The 21,954-nt window shown below is 61.5% G+C and carries 16 protein-coding genes; 3 read left to right on the forward strand and 13 right to left on the reverse strand.

Translation table 11 applies throughout. The features are described from left to right. Nucleotides 1–20: 20 nt before the first annotated feature. Nucleotides 21–1,238 carry a deoxyguanosinetriphosphate triphosphohydrolase gene (locus tag IB265_RS25345; RefSeq protein ID WP_057255805.1) on the reverse strand — a complete coding sequence of 406 codons (1,218 nt, stop codon included), beginning with the start codon at nt 1,236–1,238 and terminating at the stop codon, nt 21–23. A 213-nt stretch (nt 1,239–1,451) separates the two neighbouring features. On the opposite strand from IB265_RS25345, the gene erpA reads away from it, so the two are divergent. Further along, complete coding sequence (gene erpA, locus IB265_RS25350) at nt 1,452–1,784, forward strand: iron-sulfur cluster insertion protein ErpA (protein ID WP_057255803.1); 333 nt, start codon at nt 1,452–1,454, stop codon at nt 1,782–1,784. 33 nt (nt 1,785–1,817) lie between these two features. Here the strand turns inward: erpA and IB265_RS25355 are convergent, their stop codons facing one another. Then, nucleotides 1,818–3,281 carry a phospholipase D-like domain-containing protein gene (locus IB265_RS25355; protein WP_192495280.1) on the reverse strand — a complete coding sequence of 488 codons (1,464 nt, stop codon included), beginning with the start codon at nt 3,279–3,281 and terminating at the stop codon, nt 1,818–1,820. Nucleotides 3,282–3,487: 206 nt separating this feature from the next. Between IB265_RS25355 and xth the strand changes: the two genes are divergently transcribed. Beyond that, nucleotides 3,488–4,279: an exodeoxyribonuclease III gene (gene xth, locus IB265_RS25360; RefSeq protein ID WP_057255799.1), complete on the forward strand. Its 792-nt coding sequence runs from the start codon at nt 3,488–3,490 to the stop codon at nt 4,277–4,279. Between the two features lie 58 nt (nt 4,280–4,337). On the opposite strand, the gene exoR is transcribed toward xth, so the two are convergent. The 9 genes from exoR to IB265_RS25405 form a co-directional block, all read right to left on the reverse strand. Continuing rightward, nucleotides 4,338–5,144, reverse strand: coding sequence for an exopolysaccharide production regulator ExoR (exoR, locus tag IB265_RS25365; protein WP_057255798.1), 807 nt, complete (start codon nt 5,142–5,144; stop codon nt 4,338–4,340). Nucleotides 5,145–5,618: 474 nt separating this feature from the next. Beyond that, nucleotides 5,619–6,899 (reverse strand): OmpP1/FadL family transporter, encoded by a 1,281-nt coding sequence (locus IB265_RS25370; RefSeq protein WP_192495302.1) that lies wholly within the window; start codon nt 6,897–6,899, stop codon nt 5,619–5,621. A 488-nt stretch (nt 6,900–7,387) separates the two neighbouring features. Next, a complete protein-coding gene (locus IB265_RS25375; RefSeq protein ID WP_057255793.1) occupies nt 7,388–10,228 on the reverse strand; it encodes a valine--tRNA ligase in 2,841 nt (946 codons plus the stop codon). Nucleotides 10,229–10,350: 122 nt separating this feature from the next. After that, nucleotides 10,351–11,166 (reverse strand): PopZ family protein, encoded by an 816-nt coding sequence (locus IB265_RS25380; RefSeq protein ID WP_057255791.1) that lies wholly within the window; start codon nt 11,164–11,166, stop codon nt 10,351–10,353. A gap of 180 nt (nt 11,167–11,346) precedes the next feature. Continuing rightward, a complete protein-coding gene (locus tag IB265_RS25385; protein ID WP_057255789.1) occupies nt 11,347–12,717 on the reverse strand; it encodes a TolC family outer membrane protein in 1,371 nt (456 codons plus the stop codon). A 286-nt stretch (nt 12,718–13,003) separates the two neighbouring features. Next, complete coding sequence (locus IB265_RS25390; protein ID WP_057255786.1) at nt 13,004–13,669, reverse strand: protein-L-isoaspartate O-methyltransferase; 666 nt, start codon at nt 13,667–13,669, stop codon at nt 13,004–13,006. Between the two features lie 237 nt (nt 13,670–13,906). After that, nucleotides 13,907–14,332 (reverse strand): TonB system transport protein ExbD, encoded by a 426-nt coding sequence (exbD, locus tag IB265_RS25395; protein ID WP_057255784.1) that lies wholly within the window; start codon nt 14,330–14,332, stop codon nt 13,907–13,909. 3 nt (nt 14,333–14,335) lie between these two features. Next, the gene (exbB, locus tag IB265_RS25400; protein WP_057255781.1) at nt 14,336–15,409 is read right to left on the reverse strand and encodes a tonB-system energizer ExbB; all 1,074 of its coding nucleotides are present in this window, start codon (nt 15,407–15,409) and stop codon (nt 14,336–14,338) included. 185 nt (nt 15,410–15,594) lie between these two features. Beyond that, complete coding sequence (locus tag IB265_RS25405; RefSeq protein WP_246806036.1) at nt 15,595–17,979, reverse strand: ComEC/Rec2 family competence protein; 2,385 nt, start codon at nt 17,977–17,979, stop codon at nt 15,595–15,597. A 409-nt stretch (nt 17,980–18,388) separates the two neighbouring features. Between IB265_RS25405 and gltA the strand changes: the two genes are divergently transcribed. Further along, nucleotides 18,389–19,678, forward strand: coding sequence for a citrate synthase (gene gltA, locus IB265_RS25410; protein WP_057255779.1), 1,290 nt, complete (start codon nt 18,389–18,391; stop codon nt 19,676–19,678). A 214-nt stretch (nt 19,679–19,892) separates the two neighbouring features. On the opposite strand, the gene lpxB is transcribed toward gltA, so the two are convergent. Then, nucleotides 19,893–21,068: a lipid-A-disaccharide synthase gene (gene lpxB / locus IB265_RS25415; RefSeq protein WP_057255777.1), complete on the reverse strand. Its 1,176-nt coding sequence runs from the start codon at nt 21,066–21,068 to the stop codon at nt 19,893–19,895. After that, nucleotides 21,065–21,952 (reverse strand): LpxI family protein, encoded by an 888-nt coding sequence (locus IB265_RS25420; protein WP_057255775.1) that lies wholly within the window; start codon nt 21,950–21,952, stop codon nt 21,065–21,067. Before IB265_RS25420 ends, lpxB begins: the two co-directional genes overlap by 4 nt. Nucleotides 21,953–21,954: the final 2 nt, after the last annotated feature.

Genomic DNA, 21,954 nt, shown 5'->3' on the forward strand with positions numbered 1-21,954 from the left:
AGCCTCCGGGCGGGGCGTCCCTACCGCAAATCCGGCGTGTGGTCAAACAAGCGCTTGTGCACGCTGATCGCGAAGGTATCGGTCATGCCGGCCAGATAGTCGCCGACATGACGGGCCCTCGCCGGTTCGGCCATGCCCGAGATCTGATCGATCCAATAGTGCTCCCGCATCAATTGTGGGTCGTCCATGAAGGCATGATAGAGATCGCAGACGATCGACGCCGCACCTTCCCGCACCCGCATCACTTCCGGGTGGCGATAGATCCGGGTCATCAGCAGACGCTTGATCTGCTTGTCCGTCTCGCTCATCTCCTCGGAGAACGTCGCCATGACCGTACCCGCCTGACGTACCTCGGCTACGCTCTCGGGGCGAATGTCCGCGATACGCTGCTGGGCGACGCCGATCACGTCCTCGACCATTGCCGTGATCTGACGGCGCATGATTTCGTGCGTGAAGCGGCTGCTTTCAAGACCGGGATAGCGATCGTGAACCTCGCGCATCAGACGGGCAAGGAACGGCACGTCTTCCAGCATTTCGAAGGTCAGGTAGCCGGCCCGCAGGCCGTCATCGATATCATGGGTGTTGTAGGCGATATCGTCGGCGATGGCCGCGACCTGCGCCTCCAGGCTCGCGTAACTCGCCAGTTCCAGATCGTGAAGAGCACAGTAGTCCAGGATCGGCTGAGGGACCGGTCCACGCGTGCCCTGCCCGTCGGGCGTGAGCAACGGCCCATTGTGTTTGACCAGCCCCTCAAGACTCTCCCAGGTCAGGTTCAGCCCGTCGAACTCGGCGTAGCGCCGCTCGAGTTTGGTGACGATGCGCAGCGACTGGGCATTGTGGTCGAAGCCGCCATGGGGCTTCAGCATCTCGTGCAGGGCGTCCTCGCCCGTATGGCCGAACGGCGTGTGACCGAAATCGTGAACGAGGGCGACGCCTTCGGCGAGGTCCTCGTCGAGCTTGAGGGCACGCGCCAGGGCGCGGGCGATCTGCGCCACTTCGATCGTGTGCGTCAGCCGCGTCCGATAGTGGTCGCCGTCGGCAGCGATGAAGACCTGTGTCTTGTGCTTCAGCCGGCGAAAGGCCGTCGTGTGGACGATGCGATCGCGATCGCGCTGGAAATCCGAACGTGTCGCGCTCGACGCTTCCGGATAGAGCCTGCCGCGCGTCGCCCAGGGGTTCGACGCGAACGGCGCGTGTTCACCATAACCGAAGCCCAGCGCATTTTTGTCGAATGTCATTTTCCACCCAAATCGTCATCCCATTGACGGGACATTGAAGCCTTCATACCTATAGTGAAAGCCACGGAAACGCGTCGCGCAAGCATCGACCGATTCCGCAAGCGAAAGCAACGGCTTGGCCGCGGGGGTTGAAACGACCTCCGGCGTTGGCCGAGGCGGTGCTGCAAACGACAATCAAATCTCTCCGGTTCTTGACCCCGGCAGGAGGCAGATATGACGCAAGAAACCGTGACCCTTTCGGACGCTGCTGCAAAGCGGATCGCCACGATCCTTCGTTCGGACAGTCACAACAACGCGATGCGGGTGTCCGTCGAAGGCGGCGGCTGCTCGGGATTCTCCTATAAGTTCGACCTGGTCGACAGCGCCAACGACGACGATCTGGTGCTGGAGAAGAACGACGCCAAGGTGCTGATCGACAGCCTGTCGCTCGTCTATATGGGCGGCTCAGAGATCGACTTCGTCGACAACCTGCTCGGCCAGTCGTTTCAGATCAAGAATCCGAATGCGGTCGCAAGCTGCGGATGCGGAACGAGTTTTTCCATCTGAGCCAACGGCCACCTGGCCTGCCTGCGGTCGCCGTCAGAGATACGGCGACCCCAGCCAAAGCACACGGTTCGCCAGCCGGTCGATAAGTGGCTTGGCGCGCAAGGCCTCGAGCGTGACCGGTTCGGCCGAAGCCAGCACATCCGATATCATGCCGCCGATCGTATGGGCGAAACCATCGTCCAGCACTTCGAGATCGAACTCGAAGTTGAGACGCAGGGAACGCGGATCGAGATTGGTCGACCCAACATAGGCCCAGCGCTCGTCCACGATCAGAAGCTTCGAATGGTTGAAGGCGCCCTCGGCGCGCCAGACCCGACAATGACCTTTCAATACCTGATCGAACTGGGCGGTCATTGCGCGATCGACCAGAAGCAGATTGTTGACCGCCGGCACGATGATGTCGACCTCGACGCCCCGGCGCGCCGCGGTCACCAAGGCGCTGATCAGTTCGCGGTCCGGAAGGAAATAGGGCGACATCAGGCGGATGTTCTTGCGCGCCACCGAGAACGCCCCCATCAGCATCTTGTGATTGGTTTCGTTCGTGGCGTCCGGCCCTGAGGGTATGGCGCGCATCAGCACAGAAGACGTTTCTGCCGGCAAAGGCATTTCTTCGAGCGCCCAGGCACCGCCCGTCAGCATCTCCCCGCTGGAAAACTGCCAGTCCTCGGCGGCGACCTGAAAGATGTCGGCGACCACCGGGCCCGTTACCCGAAAGTGCGTGTCGAGGGCCGGCTCCTCGCCGGCAATCTCGCTGCTAAAGCCCGCCCGGATGTTCATGCCGCCGGCAAAGGCGACGCGGCCGTCGACCACGAGAATCTTTCGGTGCGTGCGCAGATTGGCATAGGGCAACCTCAGCCCCATGATGATATTGCCGTTGAAGACGGCCGTCGGAACGCCGGCCGTCTTCAGATGACCGACAATGCTGGGGACGGAGTAGCGCGCGCCGACTGCGTCGATCAGTACGCGCACCTGGACGCCACGCGCGATCGCGGCGATCAAGGCGTCGGAAAAGCGAAGGCCGACCACGTCGCGATCGAAGATATAGCTCTCTATCAGGATGCTGCGCTGCGCACCGGCAATGGCCACCAGCATGGCCTCATAGGCAGCATCCCCGCCGGCCAGCACCTCGATGCCGTTGCCGGAACACATGCGGTGCCGGGAAACACGGTCGCCGAGGATTTTCATCGCGGCAAAACGATTCCCGAAACTTCCGGCAATATCTGTTTCAGAGATATCGAACCTGCCGAACTGATCGGGGCCTTGCCCGCGCAGCAGTGCGCGTTGCGAGCCGATCGAGGAGCGGCGGATACGGTTGATGCCGGCAACGGCATAGAGCAATGCCCCGACGATCGGCGAGAGCAGAACGACACCGACCCAACCTGCGGCGGCGCGAACGTCGTCCTTGGTCATGGCGGCGTGAATGGCAGCCGGGATGCCAAGCGCGAAGGACAGCAGCGCCAGGATATGCGGCCAGTAGTTCTGCACGAGATCGATCATGCGCCGGACTATAGCCGGCCATGGATCGGAATCAATTCAAGCAGCCGCACCTATACCGTATATAAACTGCGCGCGGCGTCGCCCGTCGTCGTTGCAGCTCTGCCCAGCGCTGAAAGTCCGCAGGTATCGGATTTGTCAAAAGAATCCGGAGCGGCTAGAAGAGTCCCGCCGCAAGGACTCACCTGTATGGAAGGGCGTTTCGAGCCATGAAGATTGCCACCTGGAACATCAATGGCGTCAAGGCGCGAATCGACAGCCTGTTGGCATGGCTGAAGGAAGCCAATCCGGACATCGTCTGCCTGCAGGAGATCAAGTCTGTCGACGACGGCTTTCCTCGTCTGGAGATCGAAGCCCTCGGCTATCATGTCGAGACCCACGGCCAGAAGGGCTTCAACGGCGTCGCCCTGCTCTCCAAGCTGCGTCCGGACGAAGTCAACCGCGGCCTGCCGGGCGACGACTCCGATGAGCAGTCGCGTTTCATCGAAGGCGTGTTCTCGGTTGCCGGCGGCGTGATCCGTGTCTGCTCGCTCTACCTGCCGAACGGCAATCCCGTCGATAGTGAGAAGTACCCCTATAAGCTCGCCTGGATGCGCCGGCTGACCGCCTATGCCGAGCAGCGCCTTCTGCTCGAAGAGCCCTTCATCCTGGCAGGCGACTACAACGTCATCCCGGAGGAGCACGACTGCTGGGACATCAAAGTCTGGCAGAACGACGCACTTTTCCTGCCGGAGACGCGCGCGGCCTATCGGCGCCTGCGCAATCTCGGTTTCACCGACGCGGTGCGGGCCACCTCAGACGCGGTGCCGCTCTATACGTTCTGGGATTATCAGGCCGGCTGCTGGCCGAAGAATTTCGGCATTCGCATCGACCATCTGATGCTGTCGCCGGAGGCAGCCGATCGACTGGTTTCGACGTCGATCGACAAACATGTTCGCGCCTGGGAAAAGCCCTCGGACCACGTTCCTGTTATCGGCGAGTTTGCTTTCGCGGCCGCCTGAGGTGCGGATCTGCCGTTCGGCTATTCGGTGCTGGCTGAGGGGTAGCCGTGCGGTGAACTCAGTCGTCGTCGACCTGCATATGCAGGTTCTGTGACAGCGAGATCGCCGTACGGCGATCATCTTCGGTGGCAAGCGAGAACGCCTGCTCCTGCATCGACTGGAGCCAGGGCCGATCCTTCGGCGAACACTGGTCGAGCGCGGCGGTCATATAGGCGAGACCGCGAATGGTCTGGCCTTCCTGGAAGATTACGTTGCCGAAGACACCCATGGCACCGGCATGGCCGCTCTTGCGGGCACGGTTGAGCCACTTCTTGGCTTGCTGAACGTTGACGCTACCGCCCTCGCCCGACAGCAGCATGCGCGCAAGCTGGAACTGCGCCTCAGCGACACCAAAGGTCGACGCCGCCTGGAAATAGAGCTGCCGCGCCTGGGCCATATCCGACTGGATCGGGCTGTCGGGAATGCCGCGTCGGTAGTAGCCGGCAAGAGAGATCAACGCGTTGACGAAATAGCCGGTATCCTCAGAACCCGGCTCCACACCCTGCTGGGCGATCTCGCTGTAGATCTTGAAGGCCTCGAGGTCGTTTTCGGCGACACCGTCGCCATAGGCATACATGTTGGCCAGAGCCCAGCGGGAGCCGGTATGCCCCTTCTCCGCAGCGTATTTGTAGGCCTCGACGGCCTCGTCCTTGCGGCCGTTCTTGTAAGCGGAGAAACCGAACTTGAAGAGCGCGAAGGGACCGGATTCCTTCGTGACGCCTGCCCCCGGATCAAAGGCAAGGGCCGGCATGGTGCTGGTCCCGCAGACCGCCAGCGACACGCCGAGTATCGCAACCTTCAGTGACTTCAGTTCACCCGCAAGCATCACAGTCTAATTCTTCCGTTCCAGCCGGCCACGCCGAACTCATCACCGCTGCAAACACAAACGCCCGGACGACCCGTCGCCGCCCAAAACTTCACCAATTCCGCCGAGAACATCGACGCACCATTCCAGAACGAAACTTCGACACATGCACCGAAAAGACCATTTCAGTCGACCACTTGCACAAAAGTGCCGAAGGCCACATCTGACATGAACATCGACGGTCCAAGTTTCACTTCACACCAAACGCCGCAGGTTTCGTTTTCACGGTTGCAGCTTTGTCCCTACTATCGCTGCTCCCTGTTTGTGGCGGGAAATGGACATAGCCGGGACGAGTCCGATGCTAGCAAACTCTAGCATTAAATGTGTTGCTGAATCGTCACATTAGCGAACGGTGCAAAGGCAACAGCGAACAGTTCCACATCAAAAAGAAAGGCCCGGTCGAAACCGGGCCCAAACACTCAGATTGGCGAAGGATCAGAACTTGACCTTAAGGGACGTCGATATGGCGCCGAAGAAATCGTTACCGTAGTCGTAGGACACATCGCCGCCGATAACCTGCCCGTCGAAGTTAACGGGGCCCGAACTGCCGCTCGTCAGGATGCCCACTGCACCAGCCAGTCGAAGCTCGATATTCTTGTTTGGCGAATAGGATACACCCGAGCCAAGCGACCAAGTATCGGACTGAGTGCCATAGCCGTGGCTGGTACCGCGGTCCCAGGTCAGGCTAACAGCGCCGTTCCACTGATCGTTGAACTTGTGACCAAAGCCGCCTGAAATCGTCCAGCCGTCTCGATAAAGCAGGTCAAGCGAGGTGCAGGGCTGAGCCAGGGTTCCGCCCGACGAAGGGCAAAACTTGAGAACCTGGAGTTGGCTCCAATCCGTCCATTTGACCGAGCCGAAGGCGACCCAGTCGGGCGCAATACCGGACTGAATCTTCAATTCGAGTGAATCCGGCATCGATGCAAAGCCTGAGACCCCATAGAAGTTAACCGGAGTCGGCCCGCGAACGTCACGCAGGTCGATCGTTCCCGCAAGGTTGTCGAGGTCCACGGCACTGTTGTAGACGAGGCTCGCCCGCACTGCGTATTCAGGAATTTCGTAGCCGACGCCAGCGCGCCAGCCCCAACCATCCCCCTCGAGATCCAGCCGACCGATGCCGGTACGCCCGGCGGCCAATACCGGTGGCACGCCCGTGAAATCCTGAACCAACCGCTCCTTGAAGCCGCTGACCTCTTGGTAGAAGACGCCGCCGATGATGCGGAACTGACCTTGGCCGACGTCCCATTTATAGGAGCAGGTTGCGGCGTAGTTGTCGCTTTCGACCTTCGTCTCGACGTTGTTGTTTGCACCGGCCCAGTTGAGGCCCGGGTTGGTATGCGCACCCCAGGGCTGTGAATAGTCGGCCATACAGTCGATATCGTCAGCAAAGCGCGCTTTGACCCCAACGCGCGGAACCCAATAGCTCTCGGTATCGTCGGCGGTATTCGGTCGGGAATTCAAGTTACCACCGCCAGCACCCGGCCCCGTTCCATTAAACGGGAAAACCGCAGACGTCGTATCCGTGTCTCTGACATTCTTCAGTTCGCGCTGCGGATTGACGTAGGTCGCCGAAGCTTCGCCGGCGTAGTCCGACGGGTCGAACAGCAGATCGATGTTGTAACCACCGCGCTCAAGACCGCCGGCGTGGGCCGCCGACGCAACCAGCAAACCAGCCGCCACCGTCAGGACGCCACGCTTAAAATTCATGTGAGCCATCAAGCTCCTCCCCTGCACTGCAATCTGCGACATTCCACCTCATGCCGCGTATGGCGGAAGTATTCTCACGAACATGTGAAATCGCAAATGCCAGATGCAGAGGCGGTGCGGCACTATGCGTCACATAATTTACGTAAGATTCTCATGATTTAGACACATTCGCGCATTTCCGAAATGATATTCCGGAAAATAGGTAAATAACCCAATAAAATAGGAAAAACTTCCAACACTCGCGAAAGCTGTGTCGTGGAGACAACAATATTGGTTTTTGCTGAAGATCAACAAAAATGGCCGTTGAAACTCCGCCTGCCCATGCCAAGCGATTTCGTGAACGGCCGACAGTATTCAGCTCAGCGATTCGATCGCGAAGCGCGCCCCGGCAAGTATATAAAATCATACTAAAATAAAAAATCCGCGACGGACCTGTCGCGGATTTTGACTTCCTTGGCCGATCAACCCTGTGGGCGGTTGCACCCTTAGCGTGCTTCCTAACCGGCTTCCGCCACGCGCGTGAGCGCGACGCCAAGCGAATCTTTCTGAAGATCGAGTTCCACCAGGCGCTCACGCTCCGCTTCCACCAGTTCCGGTTTTGCGTTCGCGACGAACTTTTCATTGGCCAATTTGCCAAGAATACGCTCGCGCTCCGCATCCACCTTGGCGATCGCCTTCTCCAGGCGCGACTTCTCGGCGGAGAGATCGATCAGGTTGCCAAGCGGGAGGCACGCGGTCGCCTCACCCACAACGATCTGGGCACTGCCGCGCGGGGCGACAGTCGCATAGTCGATGTGTTCGACACGCGCCAGGCGCGCGATTGCCGGAGCATGCTGCTGCAGGCGTTCGCGCGTCAGATTGTTCGCACCGACGACAATCAGCGGCGCGGTTGCTGCCGGGGGAACATTCATCTCCGAGCGGACGGAGCGGATGCCCGAAACGAGGTCGATCAGCCAGTTGATCTCGTCGGCGGCCGCATCATCGGCATAGGAAGCCGCCGGCCATTCGGCGTGGCAGAGCAGCGTCTCGCGTTCACGGCCCTCGCCTGCCGTCTGCCCCCAGAGCTCCTCGGTCATGAACGGCATGAACGGGTGCAGCAGCTTGTAGATCTCATCGAGAACATAGGCGACGCAGGCCTGCGACTCGCGCTTGGCCGCCTCGTCCTCGCCGTTGAAGACCGGCTTCAGCAGTTCGAGATACCAATCGCAGAACTGGTTCCAGACGAAACGATAGAGACTGCCGGCGGCTTCGTTGAAACGATAGGCCTCGATCGCCTCGGTGACGTCGCGGATGGTGCGCGAAAGCTCCGTCAGGATCCAGCGGTTGATGGTAAGCGACGCGGCTTCGGGGATGAAACCGTCGCTGTCGACCACGCCGTTCATCTGGGCAAAACGCGTCGCGTTCCAGAGCTTCGTGCCGAAGTTGCGATAACCGGCGATGCGGGCGGGATCGAGCTTCACGTCGCGGCCCTGGGCAGCCATGATCGCCAGCGTGAAGCGCAGTGCGTCGGCCCCATATTCGTCGATAAGTTCGAGCGGGTCGATGACGTTGCCCTTCGACTTCGACATCTTCTGGCCGTTCTTGTCGCGAACGAGCGCATGGACGTAGACCGTATGGAACGGCTCGACCGGGGTGCCGTCGGCATCCTTCATGAAGTGCAGGCCCATCATCATCATGCGGGCGACCCAGAAGAAGATGATGTCGAAGCCTGTCACCAGGACGTCGGTCTGATAGTACTTCTCCAGTTCCGGCGTCTCGTTCGGCCAGCCGAGCGTGGAGAACGGCCAGAGCGCCGACGAGAACCAGGTGTCGAGCACGTCTTCGTCGCGAGTCAGGATTTCGCCCGGCTTGAAGTTTTCGAGCAGGTCCTCGACATAGGCCTTCATCGGGCCTTCATGCGCGAGATAGTGCTGGATCGCGGCGTGCAGCGCCTCTTCCTCGGTCTTCTCGACGAAGACCTGACCATCCGGGCCGTACCAGGCCGGGATCTGATGCCCCCACCAGAGCTGGCGCGAGACGCACCAGGGCTGGATGTTTTCCATCCACTCGAAGTAGGTCTTTTCCCAGTTCTTCGGAACGAAGTTCGTCCGGCCTTCCTTGACGGCGGCAATCGCAGGCTTCGCGAGCGTCTTGGCGTCGACGTACCATTGTTCCGTCAGGCGCGGCTCGATCGGCACGCCGCCACGGTCGCCATGGGGGACCATGTGCTTGTGCGGCTCGATCTTGTCGAGCAGGCCAGCCTCTTCGAAGATGCGGACGATGATCTTGCGCGCCTCGAAGCGGTCCTTGCCTTCGAGTTCGTCCCACGCACCATGCAGGGCTGCCGGATCGGAAAGCCCTTCGAGGAACTCCTCGTTGTCCTTGATGGTGATGCGACCTTCGATCGTCATGACGTTGATCGCGCTGAGGCCTGCGCGCTTGCCGACGTCGAAGTCGTTGAAGTCGTGCGCAGGCGTGATCTTCACCGCGCCGGTGCCGGCCGTCGGATCCGCATAGCTGTCGGCGACAACCGGAATGCGCCGGCCGACGATCGGCAGGATGACATGCTTGCCGAGGAGCGGTTTATAGCGCTCGTCGTCCGGGTTGACGGCAATGCCGCTGTCCCCGAGCATCGTTTCCGGGCGGGTGGTCGCGACGACCAGATAGTCGCGCTTCTCCCATTCGGTCGCCTTGCCTTCCTCATTGAAGGCAACCGGATGTTCATAGGTGACACCCGGTTCGAGCGGATAGCGCAGATACCAGAGATTGCCGTTGATCTCGTGCTGCTCGACCTCCAGATCGGAAATCGCCGTCAGAAGCTTCGGGTCCCAGTTGACCAGGCGCTTGTCCTTGTAGATCAGCCCTTCCTTGTAGAGCGAGACGAAGACCTCCAGAACGGCTTCCGAGAGGCCGTCGTCCATGGTGAAGCGTTCACGCGACCAGTCGCAGGATGCGCCGAGCCGCTTCAACTGATTGAAGATCAAGCCGCCGGATTCGGCCTTCCACTCCCAGACCTTCTCAATGAAGGCCTCGCGCCCCATCTGCCGACGGTGCTGCTGGGTTTCCATCAGCTTGCGCTCGACGACCATCTGGGTCGCAATACCGGCATGGTCCATGCCCGGCTGCCACAGCACGTCCTTGCCGCGCATGCGCTCGAAGCGAACCATGACGTCCTGAAGCGTGTTGTTGAGCGCGTGGCCCATGTGCAGCGAACCGGTTACGTTCGGCGGCGGGATCACGATGCAGAAGCTATCGGCGCCGGGCTTGGCACCCGCGCCTGCACGAAACGCGTTTTCTTCGTCCCACTTCTTGGCGATACGTGGGTCGACGGATGCGGAATCGTAGGTCTTATCAAGCATTTTGGAGCCAATTTTGGAGAGTGATGTCTGTGTCTTGTAAACCGGAACGGCCGGTGCAAGTCAACACGAACGCAAAAAGCCGCGACGGTCGCCGCGGCCCCACGCATCAAAAGATCTGAATTTCAGCGACGCGGCCCGCGGGCAACACGCTCGATTTCCTCGCGAACCAGCCGTTCGACGAGTGTCGGCAGATTGTCGTCCAGCCATTCCTGTAGCATCGGCCGCAGCATTTCCTGGGCGATTTCGTCGAACGAGCGCCTTGCGCCCTGATCGACCGCGAGAGCGAGGTTGTCGAAGGACTGCGCGACCTTCCGGCCGACTTCCGGAGAGACGATGGCTGCGATCGCCTTCTCGGGGGCCACCGTGTCGATCACGGGCGCCGGCGCCGGCGCTGGCGATTCGACGCTGTCGCGACGCTCCGATGGCTCTGGGGCAGCGACGGCTTCCGCATCCTCGTGTGTTTCTGGGGCCACGATCGACTGAACGGCCGGAGCCTTGGGCGCTGATACCGCGGCCATGCGCGACGTTACGACGGGGCTGTCCTGGATCGCCGGCGCTGGCGCGACTGGCTGCGTTTCGCGCGGGGCAAACCCCGTTGCGTGACGCTCCGAAGCCGCACGAACGCGTGCTGCGACATCAGCCAGCGAAAGCGGCGGCTGTGCAACCGACGCGCTGGCCTCGGACGAGACGATGGAAAGCTCTACGGCAGGAGCCGCGGGGGCGGGCCTCGATGTTTCGGCAGATTCCTCGCGCCGCCCGAAGGCTACGGTCTCGATCTCGCTGTCGATCGTCAGCTCGATCTCGTCACCCGCCTCGTCCTCGAAATGCTCCTGCGGCGAAAGCCCGGCCTGCCCAGGCTCATTGCTCTCGATGATCTTGCGAATGGATGCCAGGATCTCATCCATCGAAGGTTCACGCGCGACATTGAGCTGTGCCATTTCTATCCCCGTTTGACGCGGCCGGCATGTGTTTCAAAACAGGACATGCGCCGATTTCCGACAAACCTTATGTGAGTTCGCGGACGAAACATACGCCACGAATCAGCCACTCAGATCCTTGCACAGATTTGTTTTCAGGGGGAAAAATAGAAACGCCCCGGGGAGACCGGGGCGTTTTCTTTAGCGACCGTCGACAGTTCGAAGACCGAACCATTTATCCTTGACCGCCTCGTAATGTTCTTCGGCGCGATATTCGGCCACCTGCAGACCCTGGCTCTTCACGGTCAGCCTCGCGGAGGCTGCAAGCAAGGTATAGCTCGCGACGACCGCATCGCGCTGCGCAAGCGCCAGGAGTTCCTGCGCCTGCAGCACGTCCTGCTGCGAATCGAGAACGTCGAGGGTCGTGCGCTGGCCGACTTTGCGCTCTTCAATGACGCCATCCAGTGCCAGCTTGGCGGCAGAGATCTGCGCCTTGTTGGCGGAAATACGCGCGATCGCTGCTTCGAGCTGTGCGTAGGCCGAAACAATCGTTTCCTGAATCGATGCTCGCGCCGAATCAACCAGAATGCGCTGCTGCCCCAGGCGTTCCTTCGCCTGCCGGATCTGGCCGTATTCGAGGCCGCCCTGATAGATCGGGACTTCGAGGCGAGCAGTGATGCTCGATGTGTTGCTGTCGATGCCATCACCGACATTGCCAGTGGTGCGGCCGACCTGTCCCTGAAGCGTCACGCCGGGCAGCATCGTGCCCTCAGCCGACTTCACCTGGTAACCGGCCGAATCAACCGAGTACTGCGCCGCCAGAATGGTCGGGTGGTCGCGCAGGCCGCTTGCGACCGCCTGGTCGAGCGAGCGCGGCAGGCTCTTCGATGCGGGAGACGCCTGCTTGATGTTCTTCGGCAAGTCGCCGACGATCCGCACATAGGTCGCTTCGCTCTGCTTCAGCTGCGCAACAGCGACGATAAGCTGCGACTGCGCGTTGGCGAGCGAAGCCTCTGCCAGGCTCACGTCCGTACGGGTGCCCTCACCCACATCAAGCCGCGCCTTCGCGGCGTTCACCTGTTCCTGAAGGAACGCGATGTTCTGCTTGCGGATCGACACGAGCTGCTGATCGCGGGCGATATTGGAATAGATGGTCGCCGCCGAAAGCAGGATCTGCATCTCGTTGGCGAGCAGCGATTCGCGGGTGGCAAACACATTCGATTCGGCCGCGCGAACATTGTTCAGCGTCTGAAAGCCATCAAAGACCATCTGCGTTATGGAGATGCCGACCTGCCCCTGGTGAACGTCCTGAGTTCCGGAACTCTCCCTGTCGATGGTCGAAAGCGTCCCGCTGGCGAAACCAGCCACCTGGGGGCGAAAGCCGGACTTGGCGATCGGTACGCTCTCGTCGGTGGCGCGCAGCCCCGCCCGCGCAGCGTTCAGATCCGGGTTGTTTGCGTAGGCTTTGGCCATTGCGCCGAAGATCGTCTCGGCCAGTACTGCGTGCGGGGCAAGCAGCACACTCGTCGAGACGGCGGCCCACAGGGCCGCTTTGCGGACAATCGACACCATTACTTCTCTCTCCGATCGGGGGCGGCAAAGCCTGCCCTCATTTCCCGCAGCGCTGTCCTCGTTACAAAACGGCGCTGCCTAGACACGGCGATGAGCGCTCACACCGCCCACTGGTGAGCAAATCACTACCACTGCACTCTTTGAAACCCGGATTCCAAATTCCGACAACTGCGCAGCCCTACTCTGCGCAGGCATTTCAAAAAGAAACAAGTACCGCGTTGCGAATTGGCAACATTGTTATTTTAGCAGTACATTCAAATGTTGATATCCCTCAATAAGCGGGACCTCAAAAAACAAATTCCTGCTCGCGGCGGAAGCCGGGAAGCGGCTTCACCGCAGTGTTGAAGTCGGCACGCTCGGAGGTTTTTCCGTGCTCGTGCACATAGAGTTTAGCGCGCGAAGCGTTGCCAAATCCTTCGACCACCACGAGTCGGCCGCCATCACGCAACTGCTCGAACAGAGCCGCAGGCAACACTTCCACCGCACCGTGAACGAAGATGACATCGTAAGGCGCTTCGGCAGCGTAGCCCTTCTCGAGTTCGCCGGTGACGACGGCGATATTGTCATAGCCGAGACGTGCCAGCGTTTCGGTCGCGGTGGCGGCAAGACCCTGATCGCTTTCGAGCGCGACGACGGAACCAGCAATCAGGGAAAGCAGTGCCGAGGCATAGCCGGTACCGCAACCGATCTCGAGCACGACGTCGGACTTGGCGATCTCGGCGAGCTGCAGAAGCTTGGCAAGCGGCGACGGCTCCATCAGGAAGCGCGGCCCTCCGCCGTTGGCGGCGTCAAGCGCGATGTCGGTGTCGATATACGCGAGCTCCTTCATCTTCGCGGGCACGAACTCCTCGCGCGGCACGGTGAGGAAGGCGGACAAGACCGAGTGAGACGTCACATCCGTGGTCCGGATCTGGTTGTCCACCATCTTGGTGCGCGCTGCTTCGAAATTCATGCTGGTGCCCTCGTATCCGGATAGGCGCGGCGCCGCTTTTCGGAGAAGCCCGCGCGATCGTCTTGTGGCTCTCAACGGAAAGCCTTTGACGTAAGCTCTTAAATCGCCGCCCCGCGGGATTCAAGCGACAGCGGCAAATTGCGCCGGAAAAACGGGGAAGAAGAGCCCTGATCGATCATGGCGGCGACGCGCGGACATGGGCGCGACGCATTGCTGGCACGTGGACCGCGGGCAAACTCAGCGCCCGGGTGCGCCTTCCAGGCCCACGAGGGCGATCTTGGTGTAGCCGGCGTTCTGGATGAGGTTCATGACCGTCATCAGCTCGCCGTAGTCCACGGCCTTGTCGGCCCGGAGCAGGACACGCGTCTCGGTGTTGCCCTCCGTCAGGCGCTTCAGCTCGTCGGCGAAGGTCTCACGCGCCGTTTCCTCGTTGCCTATGGCCAGCGCCAGATCGGCCTTCAAGGTCACGAAGACCGGCTTGTCGTCGCGCGGCGCTGGCTTTGCCGCCGATTGAGGCAGATCCACCTTCATATCCACCGTGGCAAGCGGCGCCGCCACCATGAAGATGATCAGCAGCACGAGCATGACGTCGATGAAGGGCGTGACGTTGATTTCGCTGTTCTCGTCCAGATCGCCGCCGTCCTGGCTTACTTTTCCGGCCATGGGTCACCCGATCCGTGCGATGGTCGTTTCGGCATGGACGAAGCCTTCCTGCCGGCGGGGCTGCGCCTTGCGGACCATGCGGTGGTCGAGGTCGCGGCTGACGAGCCGTTCAACGGCGGCCGTAGCATCGGCAAGGATCACCTTGTAGCCACCCACTGCACGTGCGAAATAGTTGTAGATCACCACCGCTGGAATTGCCGCAACAAGGCCGATAGCAGTGGCGAGCAGCGCTTCGGCAATGCCGGGTGCGACGATCGCGAGATTGGTCGTCTGCGCCTTGCTGATGCCGATGAAGGAATTCATGATCCCCCAAACCGTGCCGAAGAGGCCGACGAACGGTCCGACCGAGCCGATCGAGGCCAGAATACCGGTGCCGCTCGTCATGCGCTTGCCGGCGCGAACCTCGATGCGGGTCAGCAGCGAAGAGACGCGTTCCTTGATACCGCTCGCAGGCGCATGGTCGACAACCGCTTCCGAACGCACCATCTCGTCGATCGCCGCAGCCACCATCTCAGGTGCTGGGCCCGACTTCCCGTCGAATGCAGTATTGACATCAGCCAGACCGTTAGCGGCTGACAGGAGACGCACCGCCCGCTTGAGGCGCGCCTTGGCGCTGAAAAGCTCGAGTGCCTTGACCAGGAAGATCGCCCAGGTGGCAATGGACGCCACTGCCAGGCCGACCATAACGCTTTTGACGACAAGGTCCGCCGCCATGAACATACCGATCGGCGACAGATCGTGCGGCAGCACCGGGTTCGCCGCACCTTCGGTCGCAACGGCAGTGCCCTCGACAGCAAGGGGGGCAGTCTCCGGCGACGCGGCTTGTGGTGCGGGCTGCACCTGAGTGATCGGCGTCGCCTGGTTTACCGGTGCGCTGCCGGTTGCCGTCTGGCCCTCTACGACCGGCGTCGGCGTGGGAGATTGTGCGACAGTGCCCTGAGTGCCGTTCGTAGCCGGGGCTGACGATGCCCCTTCACTCGCTGACTGAGCGAACGCAACCACGGGCATAGCAGCCGATGACAGACCCAGCATTGCGGCTGCCAGCAGATTGATCGTCGATCGGGCTCGGTTCGGCATCTTGTTCCTCACGTACTGGTCCGTTTCGTCATTTCAGAGCGAAGGGATTGCCGCCACCCGTCACATCCCTTGCGTGCTTTCGGGCTCTTTACGCAAAGGGGAGCGGAATGACAAGGATTTGTGGAGTTTATTAATCAAGAATAATTTCGCAACCCGCCCGCTCAGGGCGCGACCGGTGACTGCGGTCAGAAATCTGGCGAAACGTCCATGAAAGAACCGGTCCGCCAGTCATACGCGCGGTGCCGTTCCCATGGGCGGGCAAGGGCCGTGAATGCCGTTCGAAACTGCATTGCGGGCGGCGCGTGCTCCGTATCCGACTGCGCTCGAATTTCGATTGCGCCCGTGCGACGCAGCGTCTGCGCATTCACAATACGGGCGCGGTTGGTCGGGCACGTCGCGCCATCGACCCGCGCCGCAGTCACCACAAGATCCGCCTGGTCGCACAAGGCCGGAAAGAGCCGCGGGTTCTCGATGGCAAGGATCGTCCAGCCGTAGCCGTTGCGCGCCGCACACCATTGCTTTTCCCGGCAGATGAAGACACCCGCAGCATTCGCCTCGATCGCCGACGACAGATCCGCGCGGATCGCGGCCTGTTTTTCCTGGTCGAGCGGCGGAGCGCCCTTCCCGGCCGGCTCCGTAGCCGGGTAAGGATCGGCAGCTGCCGGCGGCGGAAGCATCGCTGGCTTGAGGTGGTTTTCCACCGCGAGGGCCCGTTGCCATTGCGAAAACACGAAATCCGACGGGCGCATCCTGTTGGTTGCTATCGCGCCGTTCGCAACGAGGCCGACGAGGCGACCATCCTCGGCAATCACGACATCGGGCAGACGATCGTGCTCGACTGCGAGGCTGACGAGACCGACGCTGATCAATACCGCTCCCGACAGGGCCAGCCAGCTCCGCAACACACAGACGAGAACACCGCCTGCGGCAATCAGCGCAAAGCCGAAATGCCCGATGCGACCCGTGACGATCTCACCGTCGAGAGAGGTTACGAAGCGGGCGATGTCGAGCATCCGGTCGAGGCCCCATGCCATCGCCATCAATGGATAGTGTTCAAGTCCCAGTGGCATCAGAAGCATGGCGAACAGGCCGAACGGCATGATCACAATGCTGATCACCGGCATCGTGAGAACATTGGCAAGCAGGCCATAGGCCGGCAACCGGTGAAAATAGGCGATCGAATAGACCGATGTCGCCAAACCGCCGATGAGAGAGGTGATGACGACACCGGCGATCACGCTGGTGACCGGGCCCCTTCCCTTGCCCTGCCTCGCCGCCGTCGGTACCTCCGTCTCCCGTCGCTCGCGCCAGCGCGCATAGCCGGCAACGAGCGCAAGGGTCGCAGCGAACGACATCTGGAAACCCGGCCCAGCAACCGCAGACGGCGTTGTGGCGACGATGACGATCGCCGCGAGGGCAACGTTGCGCAGGCTGATCGACATACGATCGAAAAACACCGCCACGAGCATGATGGAAATCATGATCCAGGCGCGCAATGCCGACACCGCTCCCCCGGAGATGAGAATGTAGAGGCAAACCATCAGCAGTGCGCCGGTCGCCGCAACCTTCTTGATCGGCACACGATGCGCTAGGCCAGGGATCATGCTGAGAACGGTGCGGGCGCCAATCAGAAAGGTCCCGGCGGCAAGCGCCATGTTGAGGCCGGAGATCGCCAGCACATGCGCAAGCCCGGCTTGCCGCAACACCTCGACCGTCTCACGGCTGATTGCCCGCTCTTCCGCGGTCACCAGCGCTGCCGCAAGCGCTCCCGTGTCGCCGCCGATCGATGCACGGATGCGCTCTCCGACGGCCTCCCGCATCGCGGCGATGCTGGTCGCCAGGGATGAACCAAAGGAAGAGGCCGCTTCCGATTCTCCGGTCGCAGGCGCTTTTCCGCCCGTGGGCGAACCGTAGAAAAACCCGACTGCACCGATACCCCGGAAGTAGCTGTCAAACGCGAAGTCGTTCAAACCCCGCAATGCCGGACCGGAGGGCGGAGACAGCCGCGCCCTGCCCTCGATGGTCGCACCTATCGGCAGCGGATCTTCCCGGCCCCGCGCCACCAGCGTGACTTTCGTCGGTTGACGGCGCAGGCGCGGCCTGGTCGTCTCGTGGATCTCGACCCCGTAGCGCCACTGGCCCCGGTCGTCCTGCTCACGCGAAAACACCACACCCCGCACGTTCGTCGTCACCGGTGCGTCGAGGACGATCGTATCGATCCGCGCCGTCTCGGCCGCGACCAGCACCATTCCCGCCACAAACAGTGTCGCCCCAGTCAGCGGCACCCGCAGCCGTGCAAATTTTCCGACGCATGCCACCGCCGCCATGCCGAAAACGCAAAGCAGCAGTGCAAGTTTGACAATTCCGACGTCAAAAGGGAGCGACAGCCAGGTGAGGACGCCTGAGACCAGCAGCACCGGTATCAACACAAAACCGTGACCGAATGCGCGTTCTTCCTCGATTGCGGAGGCGACCGACGCCTTGACCGCGCGCGGCCGAGACGCGCCGAGAGCGTCGACATGCCGCGGCGCACCTGTGTCGAAAGCAAGCCGCGCGGCGATTGGGAGCAAAGACTGTAACGGCAGTGGCGGCATCGGAACCGGACAACATGAAGCTGCCGCGCTCAGCGTCCTGCGACGCCTGCCGCCTTTCAGTATCGCTCATTGCGCCAGCGCTCTTTCCCCGGAATACCCGGCCGATCATGCAACCAAAGGCACATAACCGCAACCGACGCGCTATCTGCTGAAAAAAGCGGCAAACCTATATAGAATGGTACCGCACCATCATCCGACGAGATTATTGATCTCCTTGGACTTATTGCCGTAACATGCCATTGTTGCGTCGCCATATGCACATTTTCGCATCGCACAATTTGCCTTTCGTACAGCTTGGCAGTCGAAAATAAATCATATAGCAAATTCGCAACGTTCATTGTCGTGGCATGTCTCTATGTCACGTTGCCATAAGACGGAGGGTCCGATGACTGAAAAAACCGCGGTTGTAACACTCGATGGAAAGTCTGCGGATCTTCCGGTGCGATCGGGGTCCATCGGCCCTGACGTCGTGGACATCGGCTCGCTCTACAAGCAGACGAAAATGTTCACATACGACCCGGGCTTCACGTCAACGGCGTCGTGCGAATCCAAGATCACCTATATCGACGGCGACGAAGGCGTGCTCCTGCACCGCGGCTACCCGATCGAGCAGCTTGCAGAACATGGCGACTTCCTCGAAGTCTGCTACCTGCTGCTCTACGGCGAACTGCCGACGAAGGCACAGAAGGCCGACTTCGATTATCGGGTCACGCACCACACCATGGTGCATGAGCAGATGTCGCGCTTCTTCACCGGCTTCCGCCGCGACGCGCATCCGATGGCCGTCATGTGCGGCTGCGTCGGCGCACTTTCGGCCTTCTACCACGACTCGACCGACATCACCGATCCGCATCAGCGCATGGTTGCCTCGCTGCGCATGATCGCCAAGATGCCGACGATCGCGGCAATGGCCTACAAGTACCACATCGGCCAGCCCTTCGTTTACCCGAAGAACGACCTGGACTACGCCTCGAACTTCCTGCGCATGTGCTTCGCCGTTCCGTGCGAGGAATATGTCGTCAACCCGGTTCTGTCGCGCGCCATGGACCGTATCTTCATCCTGCACGCCGACCACGAGCAGAACGCGTCGACCTCGACGGTCCGTCTGGCCGGTTCGTCGGGCGCTAACCCGTTCGCCTGCATTGCTGCCGGCATCGCCTGCCTCTGGGGCCCGGCTCACGGCGGCGCCAACGAAGCGGCGCTCAACATGCTGGCCGAAATCGGCACGGCCGACCGCATTCCAGAGTTCATTGCGCGCGCCAAGGACAAGAACGATCCGTTCCGCCTCATGGGCTTCGGCCACCGCGTCTACAAGAACTACGATCCGCGCGCCAAGATCATGCAGAAGACCACGCATGAAGTGCTGGCGGAACTCGGCCACAAGGACGATCCGCTGCTCGAAGTCGCGATGGAACTCGAGCGCATCGCGCTGACCGACGAGTACTTCATCGAGAAGAAGCTCTATCCGAACATCGACTTCTACTCCGGCATCACGCTGAAGGCGCTGGGCTTCCCCACCACCATGTTCACCGTGCTCTTCGCGCTCGCCCGCACCGTCGGCTGGATCGCGCAGTGGAACGAGATGATCGAAGATCCGGAACAGCGCATCGGTCGTCCGCGCCAGCTCTATGTCGGCGCCCCGCAGCGCGACTACGTGCCGGTCTCCAAGCGCTGATCGTTATCAGCCAAGAAAAACGAAGCCCGGTCAGCGATGACCGGGCTTTTATTTTGTCGGTCCGGGAACATCGGTTCGAACCCCGTCTTCCATCCAGCTGGCCGCAAAGCAATGCCGGCCGCAAACCTGCTCCCCCGGCGGGACCCTTGCGCACACTTACGACGACGTCGACGCATTGAGGGATGCATCGCGCTCGCTCAAGGAACTATGAAGCTTACCTGTTATTCTTCGTGAGATAGCCAAGAACAATCTCGGCTGCTTTCTCACCGGGCGGATGAATTGTCGCCATGCGCTGTTGCACCAGTGCATAGCCATCCAGCATCGAGGCGCGCTGCGCCGTTGCACCGGAAAGCCGCTCCATCCAACGCGTCAAGGCACCAGGGCGGATGGACTCGCCGAAGTATTCCGGCACGATGGGGAAGTCTGCGATCAAATTCGGCAGCGCGCCGCTCCAGATGCGGATGCGCTTGTGCAAGAGCTTCACCAGGAAATCGGGATCGTAGGTTGAAACGACGGGAACGCCGGCAAGCGCCAGTTCCAGAAGAACCGTTCCCGAGGCAGCGATCGCCGCATCGGCCCGATCGAAAGCGGCCCACTTTTCCGCCGCCCCTACGGTGATCTCCGGCTGGATGGGCCAGGATGCCGTGATTTCGCGCACCAGCTTTTCCTGCCGCGAAACGGTCGGCAACAGGAAGCGAATGCCGGGATGTCGGCCGGCAAGCTCCTCAACCACCCGGCCGAAGGTCGGCAACAGACGGCCGACCTCACTCGAACGGGAGCCCGGCAGAAGGAGGCACGTCGCGACCCGCCCATCGATGGCGCCGACAAGGCGCTGCTGGCGGTTTGCCCGAACCGCGAGCACATTCGCATCGCTTGCGAGGCGGTGGCCGACATAGGTCGTCGGCGGGCCCTGCAGCTTCTCCATCGCCTGCGGTTCGAACGGCAACACGGCCAAGACGTGATCAACATAGCCACGCATGCGCGGCGCGCGTTCCGGCTTCCAGGCCCAGACGCTCGGGCAGACATAGTTGATGACAGGCACATCCGGCAGCGCCGCTCGGACTTTCCGTGCCACGCGGTGGGTAAAGTCCGGGCTGTCGATGATCAGCAACGCGTCGGGACACGCGGCGATGATCGCCTTTGCCGTCTGGCGAATGCGCATAATGAGCTTCGGCAATCGTGCCAGGACCTGGGTGAAGCCCATGATCGATAGTTCGGAATAGTCGAAGAGCGATCGAAGGCCCTCCGCCTCCAGCGCCTCGCCGCCGACACCGACGAGCTCTATCGTGCTGCTGCTTTGCGTTCGAATCGCCCGGACGAGATCGGCGCCCAGGAGGTCGCCGGAAACCTCGCCTGCAATGACTGCAAGCTTGTAGCTGGATGCGCTCATCGCTCGGCTCCCTTGGCCGATCGTTCGACACCGGCGACAAACAGACCAGCGCGATTGGCGACATCAATCACGTTGCCGCGCTCCAGGACCAGAGCCCTGCCTGCTTCGACCGCAATGCCGGCGAGACCGGCCTTTTCTGCAAGTGCAACGGTCGACGGTCCGATCGACGGGAGGTCGGCGCGCAAATCTTGCCCGGGCTTGCAAAGCTTGACGAGGACCCCTCGCCGGCGCGAAGAGACACGGCCCTCGGCCTTCAAGGCGACGACACGCTCCAGCATAGAATCGGTACCCTCAGCGCCCTCCAGCGCCACGACGCGCCCACCGACGGCCACAGCACCCTGCCCCACATCGAGCGCGCCGAGCGCGTTGGCGGCAGCGATGCCCGCCTCGATGTCGCGGCGATCGTCGGCATCAGGTGTAACCGCCCCGATCGGCCCCGGTTCTGCCAGGAGATTGGGCACCACTTCATGAACGCCGATGACATGGGCGCCGCTTGCTTCGATCAGTGCCATCGCCATGCGCAGGACGGCGTCGTCTCCACCGGACACCAGCGTCTTCAAGACGGCCGGGATCTTTGCCAGCGTTCTCAGCGTCGGGCGAATGTCACGCCATTCCGGCCGGCGGCGAACCCAACCCGACAGGACGACCCGATCGATCCCCTCTTCCTTGAAGGTTCGGCTGATATTGGCGAAGTCGCCGATCCCCAGCACGGAATGATCGAAGCCGACCCAATCGGCTTCTTCCGCCTCTCGCGACAATGCGATGATGAATGGATCTTCGCCGCGCGCGCGCACAGCTTCGGCTACGTGGTGCGGTAGCGCGCCACCGCCGGCGATGATTGCGAGCCGACCGCCGGTCGCTGCGTGGCTCGCAGCAGCCGACATCA

Origin of the sequence: Ensifer sp. ENS10, assembly GCF_014852025.1 — a bacterium.
Classification (GTDB): domain Bacteria; phylum Pseudomonadota; class Alphaproteobacteria; order Rhizobiales; family Rhizobiaceae; genus Ensifer.

What these genes read in the sequence shown, in the direction of transcription:
- IB265_RS25370 (WP_192495302.1), bottom strand. Translation starts at nt 6,899, where the DNA reads ATGGCTCACATGAATTTTAAGCGTGGCGTCCTGACGGTGGCGGCTGGT.
- exbD (WP_057255784.1), bottom strand. Translation starts at nt 14,332, where the DNA reads ATGGCCGGAAAAGTAAGCCAGGACGGCGGCGATCTGGACGAGAACAGC.
- lpxB (WP_057255777.1), bottom strand. Translation starts at nt 21,068, where the DNA reads ATGAGCGCATCCAGCTACAAGCTTGCAGTCATTGCAGGCGAGGTTTCC.
- IB265_RS25345 (WP_057255805.1), bottom strand. Translation starts at nt 1,238, where the DNA reads ATGACATTCGACAAAAATGCGCTGGGCTTCGGTTATGGTGAACACGCG.
- IB265_RS25385 (WP_057255789.1), bottom strand. Translation starts at nt 12,717, where the DNA reads ATGGTGTCGATTGTCCGCAAAGCGGCCCTGTGGGCCGCCGTCTCGACG.
- exbB (WP_057255781.1), bottom strand. Translation starts at nt 15,409, where the DNA reads ATGCCGAACCGAGCCCGATCGACGATCAATCTGCTGGCAGCCGCAATG.
- IB265_RS25390 (WP_057255786.1), bottom strand. Translation starts at nt 13,669, where the DNA reads ATGAATTTCGAAGCAGCGCGCACCAAGATGGTGGACAACCAGATCCGG.
- exoR (WP_057255798.1), bottom strand. Translation starts at nt 5,144, where the DNA reads ATGCTTGCGGGTGAACTGAAGTCACTGAAGGTTGCGATACTCGGCGTG.
- erpA (WP_057255803.1), top strand. Translation starts at nt 1,452, where the DNA reads ATGACGCAAGAAACCGTGACCCTTTCGGACGCTGCTGCAAAGCGGATC.
- IB265_RS25355 (WP_192495280.1), bottom strand. Translation starts at nt 3,281, where the DNA reads ATGATCGATCTCGTGCAGAACTACTGGCCGCATATCCTGGCGCTGCTG.
- IB265_RS25380 (WP_057255791.1), bottom strand. Translation starts at nt 11,166, where the DNA reads ATGGCACAGCTCAATGTCGCGCGTGAACCTTCGATGGATGAGATCCTG.
- gltA (WP_057255779.1), top strand. Translation starts at nt 18,389, where the DNA reads ATGACTGAAAAAACCGCGGTTGTAACACTCGATGGAAAGTCTGCGGAT.
- xth (WP_057255799.1), top strand. Translation starts at nt 3,488, where the DNA reads ATGAAGATTGCCACCTGGAACATCAATGGCGTCAAGGCGCGAATCGAC.
- IB265_RS25375 (WP_057255793.1), bottom strand. Translation starts at nt 10,228, where the DNA reads ATGCTTGATAAGACCTACGATTCCGCATCCGTCGACCCACGTATCGCC.
- IB265_RS25420 (WP_057255775.1), bottom strand. Translation starts at nt 21,952, where the DNA reads ATGTCGGCTGCTGCGAGCCACGCAGCGACCGGCGGTCGGCTCGCAATC.